The 11,784-nt window shown below is 43.8% G+C and carries 11 protein-coding genes and 1 riboswitch; of the genes, 5 read left to right on the top strand and 6 right to left on the bottom strand.

The annotated features are described in order from the left end of the window. Positions 1-335: 335 nt before the first annotated feature. Entirely contained in the window at positions 336-1,706 is a 1,371-nt protein-coding gene (locus tag G4407_RS10435; protein ID WP_173688840.1) for an MATE family efflux transporter, read from the top strand. Between the two features lie 643 nt (positions 1,707-2,349). Further along, positions 2,350-3,438, top strand: a complete 1,089-nt coding sequence (locus tag G4407_RS10430) for a DUF3810 domain-containing protein (RefSeq protein ID WP_243259207.1) — start codon at positions 2,350-2,352, stop codon at positions 3,436-3,438. Between the two features lie 16 nt (positions 3,439-3,454). On the opposite strand, the gene G4407_RS10425 is transcribed toward G4407_RS10430, so the two are convergent. From G4407_RS10425 to G4407_RS10400, 6 genes are all read right to left on the bottom strand, one after another. Then, positions 3,455-4,354, bottom strand: coding sequence for a LysR family transcriptional regulator (locus G4407_RS10425; protein WP_173688841.1), 900 nt, complete (start codon positions 4,352-4,354; stop codon positions 3,455-3,457). 47 nt (positions 4,355-4,401) lie between these two features. Further along, entirely contained in the window at positions 4,402-4,659 is a 258-nt protein-coding gene (locus G4407_RS10420; protein ID WP_173688838.1) for an HPr family phosphocarrier protein, read from the bottom strand. A 151-nt stretch (positions 4,660-4,810) separates the two neighbouring features. Beyond that, complete coding sequence (locus G4407_RS10415) at positions 4,811-6,199, bottom strand: citrate/2-methylcitrate synthase (RefSeq protein WP_173688837.1); 1,389 nt, start codon at positions 6,197-6,199, stop codon at positions 4,811-4,813. A 111-nt stretch (positions 6,200-6,310) separates the two neighbouring features. Then, positions 6,311-6,994 carry a TIGR00266 family protein gene (locus G4407_RS10410; protein WP_173688836.1) on the bottom strand — a complete coding sequence of 228 codons (684 nt, stop codon included), beginning with the start codon at positions 6,992-6,994 and terminating at the stop codon, positions 6,311-6,313. Further along, positions 6,984-7,868, bottom strand: coding sequence for a 16S rRNA (adenine(1518)-N(6)/adenine(1519)-N(6))-dimethyltransferase RsmA (gene rsmA, locus G4407_RS10405; protein WP_173688835.1), 885 nt, complete (start codon positions 7,866-7,868; stop codon positions 6,984-6,986). The genes G4407_RS10410 and rsmA overlap by 11 nt, the downstream gene beginning before the upstream one ends. 33 nt (positions 7,869-7,901) lie before the next feature. Next, a complete protein-coding gene (locus tag G4407_RS10400) occupies positions 7,902-8,663 on the bottom strand; it encodes a TatD family hydrolase (RefSeq protein ID WP_173688834.1) in 762 nt (253 codons plus the stop codon). 206 nt (positions 8,664-8,869) lie between these two features. Between G4407_RS10400 and G4407_RS10395 the strand changes: the two genes are divergently transcribed. From G4407_RS10395 to thiC, 3 genes are all read left to right on the top strand, one after another. Continuing rightward, a complete protein-coding gene (locus tag G4407_RS10395) occupies positions 8,870-9,160 on the top strand; it encodes a hypothetical protein (RefSeq protein WP_173688833.1) in 291 nt (96 codons plus the stop codon). Between the two features lie 174 nt (positions 9,161-9,334). Further along, a riboswitch (TPP riboswitch) is annotated at positions 9,335-9,442 on the top strand. 141 nt (positions 9,443-9,583) lie between these two features. Continuing rightward, positions 9,584-10,090 carry an energy coupling factor transporter S component ThiW gene (gene thiW, locus G4407_RS10390; protein WP_173688832.1) on the top strand — a complete coding sequence of 169 codons (507 nt, stop codon included), beginning with the start codon at positions 9,584-9,586 and terminating at the stop codon, positions 10,088-10,090. A gap of 273 nt (positions 10,091-10,363) precedes the next feature. Next, positions 10,364-11,674 (top strand): phosphomethylpyrimidine synthase ThiC, encoded by a 1,311-nt coding sequence (gene thiC / locus G4407_RS10385; RefSeq protein WP_173688831.1) that lies wholly within the window; start codon positions 10,364-10,366, stop codon positions 11,672-11,674. Positions 11,675-11,784: the final 110 nt, after the last annotated feature.

The following is an 11,784-nucleotide window of genomic DNA, read 5'->3' as shown; positions in this document are numbered from 1 at the left end:
TAGTATACAGGTAAATCCACGTTGCTACAAATGTGAGGTCACTTCATATTATCTATTACTTTTTTCTACAAGTATATTGAAGAGTAATTTCTGATTACTTTTCTTTAGTATAACATATTCTAATATCAATTTTCTACAACTTCTCAGTCCATAAAAATTACACAAATTCCTCTCACTTAATCACCCACATCAGCTTGTCTGTAAATATGTTTTTTTCGCGAATTCTTCAGATTGACTTTCCCCTCCCCATAAGTTATCCTTATCATAGTACGCCATACTGACATCTTTGCAGCACTGGTGGATTTTATTATTTTTACAGGTAAGGATTTGAGAAAATGAGTAAAACAAAAACAATCGACCTGACTTCCGGGCCGATTCTAAAGACGCTGGCAGAGCTGGCACTTCCGATCATGGCTTCCTCGCTGCTGGGGACAGCCTACAATATTACGGACATGGCGTGGATCGGCATGCTGGGTTCCAAAGCCGTTGCCGGGGTGGGCGTTGGGGGAATGTACGTCTGGCTCTCACAAGGGCTCGTGGCACTTCCGCGAATGGGCGGACAAGTCAATGTCGCACAGGCCTGCGGACGCGGTGACTATGAACAGGCAAGGGGATATGCCGCTTCCGCTCTGCGGCTTACATTTTTACTGGGAATTTTATTTGCCGCAGTATGTATCGTGTTTATTCATCCGCTGCTCGGCTTTTTTAACCTCGGAGACGCAGAGACTTATACCGCTGCGAAATTATATACACTGATCACCTGCGGACTGATTCTGTTTTCATTTTTAAATCTGACTCTGACCGGACTTTCTACTGCACAGGGAGATTCCAAGACACCGCTTATGGCAAATCTTCTTGGACTGGTTGGTAATATGATCCTGGATCCGATTCTGATCCTCGGATTTGGACCATTTCCAAGGCTTGAGGTTGTTGGCGCTGCAGTTGCTACCGTGACCTCGCAGATACTGGTTCTGATCGTCATGCTGATTCGGATTATGCGCTCTGATCTGAAACCAAATATTCTGCAAAATATGCATGTGCTGTCGCGTTTCCCTGCAAAATACTACATCAGTATTTTTAAAATTGGATTTCCGACAGCAGTACAGAGCAGTATTTACTGTATGATTTCCATGGTTCTCACACGAATGGTTTCTGTATTCGGGGCAGGTGCCATTGCCACACAACGAGTCGGCGGACAGATTGAATCTGTTTCATGGAACACTGCAGACGGCTTTGCTGCTGCGTTAAATGCTTTCGTTGGTCAGAACTACGGTGCAAAGAAACCAGACCGTATCCGGAAAGGATATAATATTTCATTTAAAATTCTCGCTGTATGGGGACTCATTGTAACCGGTGCTTTCGTATTCCTGCCAGGACCGATTGCTTCCCTTTTCTTCCACGAAAAAGATGTTCTGGCGATTGCGATCAACTATCTGATCATCATCGGATTCAGCGAAACCTTTATGACCATTGAGCTTATGACCATCGGCGCACTTTCCGGTCTTGGTATGACAAAGCTTTGCAGTATCATCAGCATTGTCCTCACCAGTGCCAGAATCCCACTCGCCATGATCCTCACCCAAACCAGCCTTGGTCTGAATGGTGTATGGTGGGCACTTACAATTACCTCTATCACCAAAGGAATTGTTTTCTACTTCACCTTCCACCACACCAGCAGACACCTACCTGACACTAATGACAATTAATTTAACTACCCACCCTTTTTATTTTTTCCTGGTTTGTTTATTTCTTCTTCATATTTTTTCGATTTTTTTTAGAGTTTGAACATATTTCTGTCACAAATTATCTGTACACTAATAATCAGATAGTTGATAAAGCAACTATCTCCCCCTCATAAAGTAGAAGCAGTCAGAATTCTGATTGCTGCACTTTACTCTCATTCCTTTTAGATAACAATAAAAACACCAGGAACCTCTCCATTATGGAGAGGTTCTTGCGTTGTGAATATTTCTTTAAATATTCTATAAGCCTATTATTTTTTTGTTTTTAATCAGATTTTATAATTTCTTAACACTTTTGACATATTTTTATCGTATAGTAATGAATGGATAGTTGGGAAACAACTATCTCCCCCCTCATAAAGTGAGCGCAATCGGGCATGCCCGATTGCCGCACTTTGATTTTTACAGAATATTATTCTGGGACGAAGGTTATCCTCCGTCCCATATTTTATTTGTAAATGCAATACCATGTGCCCGGATATCTACCTGCACAGAACGTCAGTCACGGCCATTCATCATCAAATGAACCCAAATCTTTTACGACCTTGCACGAATGTCCCTCTGGTACATCATACTTTTTATCCTCAATTACCGGAAAGGATTTATTATGAAACGCCATACTTTACATAAACTTATTTTTTCAATTCTTTTATTTGCCATAAGTTTCCTTGTTCTTTTCACCAGCCACAAAAGCTCTGCATTCGCGGATTGGTATTCTTCCACCATTTACCCACTTTTCGTTTCGTCCATCGGACGCTTTTTCGGAATTTTCCCATTTTCTGTTTCTGAAATTGGATTGTATATTTTTGTCATTCTTCTGTTTCTTTCCTTGATCCGGATGCTGGTCATCTCCATTTACAAAATGTATGCACAAAAAAAGAACCCTGCCTGGCTCGGCTACGGTTCCTCACTCTTGCTTCTCTGTGGATGTCTGTTTACCATTTATACTTTTTTCTGCGGAATCAACTACGGGCATACTTCATTTGCAGAAAAATATCACCTGGAATCCGGTCAGTATACTCTGGCTGAACTGACCTCTTTATGCAACGAACTGACTGATCAGTTAAATACACTTTCTGACTCTGTAGACCGGGATTCTGACGGTCTGGCTGATATGGGTAAGGATCTGCAGGGTCGTGCACGAACTGCCATGTCCTCCCTCGGTGTTACCTACCCTGAACTTTCCGGATACTATCCACAGCCAAAAGGGCTTTTATTTCCGGCTTTTCTCTCTGTACAGAATCTTTCCGGGATCTATTCACCATTTACCATTGAGGCAAACTATAACTCCGCAATGGTTTCCTACAATCTTCCATTTACCATCTGTCACGAGCTTTCACATCTGCGTGGATTTATGCAGGAGGAAGAAGCAAATTTTATCGGTTTTCTCGCCTGTGTAAGTACCGACGATACCGCCTTCAACTACAGCGGCTATCTTCTTGGCTGGATCTACGCAACCAATGAACTTTACGAAACCGACTACGACACCTTTGAGGAAGTCTACAGCAGGCTTTCTGACAATGTAAAGGCAGATCTTTCGGCTAACAGCAGCTTCTGGAACCGATATGACAGCAAGGTCGCCGAAGTATCCGGTCAGATCAATGACCACTATCTGAAAGCAAATGGCCAAAGTGACGGGGTAAAAAGTTATGACCGGATGGTTGATCTGATGATCACCTGGTTCCGGTCAAAATAATTCTTTCTTATAAAATTTACTCTTTCTCTCCAGCCTGAAACAGGATCTCTTTCAATACGTTTGCCGCCATGCTGTGAGGGCTGCTCTTATCTTCCACAAAACAGATTTCTCTTACCGGTGGTTCTTCCAATAGGGGAACCTGAATGACAATGCCCTGCTCGATCACTTCCTGTGCAAGCGGTTCCGGAATAAACCCGATTCCCAGATTCTGTCTTACCATCGGCAGAATCTGATCGATGGTTGCTGCTTCGGTATCTGCCGTCATTGCAATTCCATGCTCCAGAAAAAATCTGGTATAAAAATCATAAGTTGATGTGTTTTTCCCAAGGCAGATAAATGGATACTCCACCAGCTTTCTCAAGCTTACCGGTTCTTTAAATATATCTTTGTACGCCACATTTGCAACCAGGATTTCTTTAAATGAAAGAAGCGGAGTTGCCTTTAAAGGCTTTTTCACCTCTGCCGGTGTAGATGCTACCGCAAAATCTGAAAGTCCGTTCCGAACCGTCTGTATCGCCTGTGGTGCTGTATAACTCGAAATGCGAAGTCTGATTTTAGGATACTTTCTTCTGAACTCTCCCAGCACCGGAAGTAGAAGCAAATGCAATGCAATCTCACTTACACCGATCGTTACGGTTCCCTGTTCCAGTTTCTTTTCATTTTCAAGCTCTAGTTCTGCTGCATGCAGATGCTCGTATGCAATTGCAACATGTGAATAAAGCCGTTCTCCCTCCGGTGTAAGCTCTGCCCCCCGGTTAGATCGGATAAATAGTCTGCATCCAAGCTGACTTTCCAGATTGTGGATTGCCCTTGTTACGTTCGGCTGATTACTCATCAGGATTGTCGCCGCCTGTGAAAAACTTTTATACTTTGCCGCATAATAGAAAATGCGGTAATAATCATAGGTAACTTCCATCTTCCTGCTCCTTGTTCCGTATATCTCCGGCATATCCAGTGCCGCCTTTAACTGAACGGAATCGTAACCGGTGTACAGTCAAATTTTTCAAAATAACTGTCGGCCAGATGCTCCTCTTCGCCTTCGATCAGAAGGTGCATCTTCTCTCCCATTCTTATCGTCATCAGTCCCATGATCGATTTGGCATCAATCTCGAAACGTCCTGTCACATCCTTTACCGTAATATCTGCATTCATCTTCTGGCAGACATTACAAAAAGTCATCAATTGTCCTGTAGTCATAAAACGTATATTCTTCTGTACCATAATAGGTTAACCCTCCGCAAGTCTTTTTTCCTGATGTCTAGTTTACACAATATCGTACAATTAGAGAAATATCTCTTTGAAATATCTGATATGTCATTTGGATATATCAATTGTTTTTTTATTTTACATACTACATAGCAGTTTGTCAACACTACCGGTCATTTAAATTTTTATATTCTCGATACTCTGCCAGCGGCATATATGCCGGACGAATAATCTTATCCACATTGATCAGCTCTTCCAGACGATGTGCACTCCATCCAACGATTCGCGCTGCGGCAAAGATCGGCGTATAAAGCTGCTCCGGAATTCCAAGCATATGGTAAACCAGTCCGCTGTAAAAATCGACATTTGCATTTACACCTTTATACATCTTCCTTTTTCCGGCAATGATTTCCGGTGCCATATGTTCCACTTTCTCATAAAGTGCGTATTCTTTATCGTATCCTTTCTCATGTGCAAGCTGAGCCACAAATTTCTTGAAAATCTCAGCACGTGGATCAGATACTGAATAAATCGCATGGCCCATTCCATAGATCAGACCTTTTTTATCAAACCTCTCCTTTGCAAGCAGACCTTCCAGATATGCTCTTACCTCATCGTCATCTTCCCAGTCTTTGACCTCTTCTTTCATATCAGCAAACATCTGCGTCACTTTGATATTCGCACCGCCGTGCTTTGGTCCTTTTAACGATGCCATTGCCGCAGAAATTGTAGAATAAGTGTCTGTTCCTGACGAGGTAACAACGTGGGTGGTAAATGTAGAGTTATTTCCACCACCGTGATCCATATGCAGCACAAGTGCCATATCCAGGATCCTTGCTTCCAGATCCGTATACTGTCGGTCTTCACGAAGCATCATCAGAATATTTTCCGCAGTGGACTTCTGCGGATCCGGTGCATAGATGTACATATCCTGACCCTGACGATAATTGTATGCATGATATCCGTAGACCATCAGCATCGGAAATTCACTGATCAGGTTCAGGCACTGTCTGAGAACATTCGGGATCGAGGTATCATCAGCTTTTTCATCATAAGAATACAGATTCAGAATCGCCCTTGAAATATTATTCATCATATCATGGCTCGGTGCCTTCATAATAACATCGCGCACAAAATTCGGCGGAAGTGTCCTTCTCTCTGTCAGTGTCTCATGAAACCCATCCAGCTGTGCAGCCGTCGGAAGTTCACCAAAAAGAAGTAGATATGCAATTTCTTCATATCCAAAATGATCCGCATCCAGAAATCCACGAACCAGATCCTTGATGTTATAGCCTCGATAATACAAATTACCGGCACACGGAACTTCTTCGCCGTTCACAATCTTTTTGGCACATACATCGGAAATGTTGGTAAGTCCGGCAAGAACTCCTTTTCCGTTCAAATCACGGAGACCTCTTTTTACATCATGCTTTACAAAAAGTTCTTTGTCGATCCCGGTATTCGCTTCACATAATCCGGCAAGCTCCTTGATTTTCGGCGAAATATCAAACAGAATACTATCCAGATCTTTCGCACTGTTCACTGAATTTGTCATACACCTACTCCTTTCTGTTAAAGGCTCTGCATAATACTGCAGAAAGTATGAATGAGGGACGGAAACACGCACTTTTAGCATCGTCCCCCGTCCCTTCTTCTTATTTATAAACTACTTACTACTTGTTGGAAAATATGGTCTCAGTGAATCTGCCACACTGCTGATCGGCATTGTCTGAAGCCATACATGTCCCGGTCCTGTAATAACCGTATTAAATAATCCTTCTCCGCCAAAGACAATATTCTTAAGTCCCGGCACGGTCTGGATATCCATCTGGCATGTTACACTCATCGCTGCCAGATAACCGGAATCAATCACGATCTGCTGACCCGGTTGTAATTCGTATTCTACCACATGTCCATCGAATTCTGCAAATACAATTCCATTTCCGGATACCTTCTGCAGAACAAATCCTTCTCCTCCAAACAATCCTGAAGCCACTTTCTTGTGAAAATGAACAGATAGATTTACTCCCGGCTCACCTGCCAGAAATGCTTTTTTCTGAAAAATATATTCCTGCCCCGGTCCGATTTCAAATGCCTTGATCGAACCTGGAAAGCTGGATGCAAATGCGATCAGTCCATTCCCTCCCTGTGCGGTATAAATGTTCTGGAACATCGCTTCTCCAGAAAACATTCTTCCAAATGCTTTTCCAAATCCTCCATTTGTCGAAGTCTCCATCTTCATATTCGGAGACATCCATGCCATGGATCCCCGCTCTGTGATCATCCGCTCGCCAGCTTCCAGATGGCAGATCACTACCGGAAGGGTATCACCCTTGATTTCATACCTCATGCTCCATTTCCTCCTTTATAATATTAGTCAGTCTGGCAAATTCTTCCAGATCCAGTGCTTCTCCCCGGACACTGCTTCCTTTCCCGAGTTTCTCTATCGCAGCAGTGATGACTTCCTTTGAAAGATTCAGCTCTCCTGAATTCTTAAGGCCATTTGCCAATGTCTTCCTTCTCTGATTAAAGGATGCCCGTATAAGGCGGAACATCAGCTTTTCATCCATAACCTCTACCGGAGGCTTCTGATGTCTTGTCAGGCGGATTACTGCTGAGCCGACTGCCGGACGCGGCATAAAACAGTTCGGTGGTACATTTGCAACAATATACGGCTTTGCATAATACTGTACAGCAAGTGAAAGTGCACCATAATCCTTTGTTCCCGGTCCTACCTGCATACGGTCAGCCACTTCTTTCTGGACCATAACCGTAATACTCTCTAGCGGCACATGACTTTCAAATAAGCCCATGATGATCGGTGTCGTTATATAATATGGAAGATTCGCAACCACCTTGATCGGCCGTCCTCCGTTTTTCTCCTTTGCAAGTGCTGCAATATCCACCTTCAGGATATCTTCATTGATGATCGATACGTTGTCGTATTCTTTCAGTGTGTCTTCCAGAATCGGAATCAGCGCACGGTCGATCTCAACTGCGGTTACTTCTCTTGCCGCACAGGCAAGGTACTGTGTCATCGTCCCGATTCCAGGACCGATCTCCAACACGTAATCATCCTTTGTGATCTCAGCTGCACGAATGATCTTATCCAGCACATGCTCATCGATCAGAAAGTTCTGTCCGAATTTTTTCTGAAAATTAAAATTATATTTTTGCAGAACCTCAATGGTATTCTGCGGATTTCCAAGTGTAGGTGTTTTCATCTGTTATTCTCCTGATTATTCATTGCCTGCGTCTTAAATGCCGTACAGATCTCTCGCATTTTTCTCTGTCACAGCGATCACTTCTTCCAGACTCATCTCTTTTAACTCTGCAATTTTCTCAGCCACATACCGGATATAAGAAGACTGATTCCGTTTGCCACGGTACGGCTCCGGTGCCATATACGGGCAGTCTGTCTCCAGCACGATCTTCTCGATCGGGATTGCAGCTGCGACATCTTTTAATTTCTTTGCATTCTTAAATGTGACGACTCCGCCGATTCCAATATAGAACCCCATCTTCACATATTCTTCAGCCATTTCACGCGAATAGGAATAGCAGTGAATAACTCCGCCAAGCCCCTGTGCATAATTTTTCATGATATACATGGTATCTGCGGCAGCTTCCCTGCTGTGGATGATTACTGGTTTTTTTACTTCTTCCGCGAGCTTCAGTTGCCGGATAAACCACTTCTGCTGTACCTCATGCGGTTCATTATCCCAATAATAATCCAGACCGATCTCTCCGACTGCAACCACTTTTTTGTTACGGCAGAGTTCTTTCATATGCTGGATCTTATCTTCGTTAAGTTCTCCAACCTCATCCGGATGCACACCGATTGCAGCATAAACATATGGATACTTTCCGGCAAGTGCCAGAACCTTCTCACAGGATTCATAAGTCGCACTTACATCCACGATTGTTCCGACTCCAAGATCCGACATAGATTTTAAAAGCTCATCCCGGTCCTCGTCAAACTGTTCATCATCATAATGTGCATGTGTATCAAATATCATTTTCCTCGTCTCGCTTTCTTTTTACTGACTGCTCTCAGATGTTCTAAGTATACCACACATTCTTAGCCGCTGAATAGTCACTTTTTTTACTTGCTTATCCGGTTTCTTCTATGTATACTATAGATAGTGCAAATAGATCACATCTGCAAATGTATGGGGAATATATTTCTGAAGATTCTGATCAGATATTATAGGAGGATTTTAAAATGAAAGTATTTGACACTGTAAACAATGTCGAGCTGGAAGCCGACACAAAAAAACTTGTAGACATTATGGTAGACGGACGTCAGGTTGATGTATACCTGAAAGAAAAGAAGACTGACGAAGACGGATACATGAGCTGGGATGTTGAGCACTGGTCAGCAATCGACAAAAAGCGTTTCATCCGCTGCTACTCTCTGGAAGGTCGTGTCCTCAGCGAGTCTACTGGTCACAACATCTATGACCTTTACAATGAATTCAAACCGGAAGATGCTTTAAAGGTAGAGCTCAGCTAATCTCTGCTGTATTCTACATAAGACGGTAATGAAATTCCAGACGGGCAGAACCTTCTGTCCGTCTTTTATTGTACGAAAATGTACTCTGATTCTGCACAATGTCTTTTCTGAGATACTTTTTCATTTTCTCTTGTCAAATCCGGCATGCCGCGCTATAATTTTATTTGTACAAGTTCATATGTACCAGGGAGCTGGAGATTACCGGCTGAGAGGGGATTTATTTGTCCCGACCTGTAACCTGATTTGGATAATGCCAACGGAGGGAATGTATACCATGTATTTGATAGAGATGCCTCCGCATCTCTTATTTTTTTACATGACATATCAGGAACACGAAGATGATGTGTTCAGTGATTACGGACAGCAGGAACTCCACTCAGGTGTGGGGTTTCTTTTTTATTTAAAAGGAAGGAGAACTCTACTATGAAACAAAATAATACAACAAAGAAACTCGCACTTGCCGGTGTTCTCACCGCGCTTGCAATCGTCGGAAGCTTTATCAGCGTACCGGTTGCCGGAAGCAAATGCGCTCCGGTACAGCATATGGTCAACATTCTTGCCGCCGTAACACTTGGTCCTGCATGGGGCGTTGGCATTGCATTCTGTGCAAGTTTACTCCGCAATCTGCTCGGTCTCGGAAGCTTTATGGCTTTTCCGGGAAGTATGGTCGGTGCTTTATGCTGTGGTCTTGTCTACAAAAAATGCCACATCTTAAGTCTTACCTGCCTTGCCGAAGCGATCGGAACCGGATTCCTTGGCGCACTTGCCGCTTATCCGGTTGCTTTGTATCTGATGGGAATTGCGCCGGCAGGACTTTTCGTTTATGTCGTTCCATTCCTTATTTCCACTGTCGCAGGAAGCATCCTTGCTTTCATCCTGATCACAGTTCTGGAAAAAGGCGGCGTTATGTCTCAGATCCGCGAAGCATAATCATCGTTCATTCTTACAGCACTCTGCTGTAAATGAAACCGCGTTACACCGGGGACACCACCTTGTATCGCGTAATAAAAGGCAGAGATTTTCAAATAAAATCCTGTTCATTGCCGGAAATTTTCCGACAAAGGCGTTAGCAATTCTATCATTCCGAACTGGAAGTGTAACCATCAGGCTGTGTCTGGTTTTTTTCGTGTACGCTGTCCGTGTTTTGCTGACGCCAGATTTTTGTGATACTCACAAACCAATAAGAAACGGAGGCAAAACAACATGAGAAATTACACAACCCAGATGGACGCTGCCAGAAAAGGAATTCTGACTCCGGAAATCGAAACCGTAGCAAAAAAGGAACATATGCCTGTTGAAAAACTGATGCAGCTTGTCGCAGAAGGCAAGGTTGCCATCTGCGCCAACAAGAACCATACCTGCCTTGACCCGGAAGGTGTCGGAAGTATGCTCCGTACCAAGATCAATGTCAACTTAGGCGTTTCCCGCGACTGCAAAGATTATAATATTGAAATGCAGAAAGTTATGAGTGCCGTTAATCTCGGTGCAGAAGCAATTATGGATCTTTCCAGCCACGGTAATACCCAGCCATTCCGTCAGAAGCTGACACACGAGTGCCCGGCTATGATTGGAACTGTACCGGTCTACGACAGTGTCATCCATTATCAGAGAGACCTGGCAACTCTTACTGCACAGGATTTTATTGATGTTGTCCGTCTTCACGCAGAGGATGGCGTTGACTTTGTCACTCTTCACTGCGGAATCACAAGAAAAACCATCGAACAGATCAAAAAACATAAACGTAAAATGAACATCGTAAGCCGTGGCGGAAGTCTTGTCTTTGCATGGATGTGCATGACCGGAGAAGAGAACCCATTCTATGAGCATTACGATGAAATCCTCGACATCTGCGAAGAATATGATGTTACCATTTCCCTTGGTGATGCCTGTCGTCCGGGATGTCTTGCTGACGCTACTGATGTGTGCCAGATTGAAGAACTCGTCCGCCTCGGAGAACTGACTAAGCGTGCATGGGATCACAATGTACAGGTTATGGTAGAAGGTCCTGGACATGTGCCGCTGGATCAGGTTGCTGCGAACATGAAAGTACAGCAGAGCATCTGCATGGGTGCACCTTTCTATGTACTTGGACCTCTGGTAACAGATATCGCTCCGGGTTATGACCACATCACTGCAGCCATTGGTGGCGCTGTTGCTGCAATGAGTGGTGCCGCGTTCCTGTGCTACGTCACACCGGCTGAACACCTTGCACTTCCAAACGTAGATGACACCAAGCAGGGAATCATTGCTTCCAAGATCGCTGCTCACGCAGCTGACATTGCAAAAGGAATCCCGCATGCGCGTGATATTGATGACAAGATGGCGGATGCCCGCCGCGTCCTCGACTGGGAAGCACAGTATGCATGCGCTCTGGATCCGGAAACAGCAAGAGCCATCCGTGACAGCCGCAAACCGGAAGATGACCACAGCGATACCTGCAGTATGTGCGGAAAATTCTGCGCGGTCAGAAGTATGAATAAAGCTCTTGCCGGGGAATATATTGATATTCTGTAAACTTAGAATTTTCCCGTGTAGAGTAGAAAATTCTATCACACTTTTGGTGTAAATGAGAAGAGAACTGTATTTTTCAGTTCTTTTCTTTTTGCCTAATTTTTGCTCTGTTT

Origin of the sequence: Allocoprococcus comes, from assembly GCF_013300725.1 — a bacterium.
Classification (GTDB): domain Bacteria; phylum Bacillota; class Clostridia; order Lachnospirales; family Lachnospiraceae; genus Allocoprococcus; species Allocoprococcus comes_A.
The sequence above is the reverse complement of the archived record's forward strand: the minus strand, read 5'-3'. Positions and strand labels throughout refer to the sequence as shown.

What these genes read in the sequence shown, in the direction of transcription:
- G4407_RS10435 (WP_173688840.1), top strand. Translation starts at nt 336, where the DNA reads ATGAGTAAAACAAAAACAATCGACCTGACTTCCGGGCCGATTCTAAAG.
- G4407_RS10430 (WP_243259207.1), top strand. Translation starts at nt 2,350, where the DNA reads ATGAAACGCCATACTTTACATAAACTTATTTTTTCAATTCTTTTATTT.
- G4407_RS10425 (WP_173688841.1), bottom strand. Translation starts at nt 4,354, where the DNA reads ATGGAAGTTACCTATGATTATTACCGCATTTTCTATTATGCGGCAAAG.
- G4407_RS10420 (WP_173688838.1), bottom strand. Translation starts at nt 4,659, where the DNA reads ATGGTACAGAAGAATATACGTTTTATGACTACAGGACAATTGATGACT.
- G4407_RS10415 (WP_173688837.1), bottom strand. Translation starts at nt 6,199, where the DNA reads ATGACAAATTCAGTGAACAGTGCGAAAGATCTGGATAGTATTCTGTTT.
- G4407_RS10410 (WP_173688836.1), bottom strand. Translation starts at nt 6,994, where the DNA reads ATGAGGTATGAAATCAAGGGTGATACCCTTCCGGTAGTGATCTGCCAT.
- rsmA (WP_173688835.1), bottom strand. Translation starts at nt 7,868, where the DNA reads ATGAAAACACCTACACTTGGAAATCCGCAGAATACCATTGAGGTTCTG.
- G4407_RS10400 (WP_173688834.1), bottom strand. Translation starts at nt 8,663, where the DNA reads ATGATATTTGATACACATGCACATTATGATGATGAACAGTTTGACGAG.
- G4407_RS10395 (WP_173688833.1), top strand. Translation starts at nt 8,870, where the DNA reads ATGAAAGTATTTGACACTGTAAACAATGTCGAGCTGGAAGCCGACACA.
- thiW (WP_173688832.1), top strand. Translation starts at nt 9,584, where the DNA reads ATGAAACAAAATAATACAACAAAGAAACTCGCACTTGCCGGTGTTCTC.
- thiC (WP_173688831.1), top strand. Translation starts at nt 10,364, where the DNA reads ATGAGAAATTACACAACCCAGATGGACGCTGCCAGAAAAGGAATTCTG.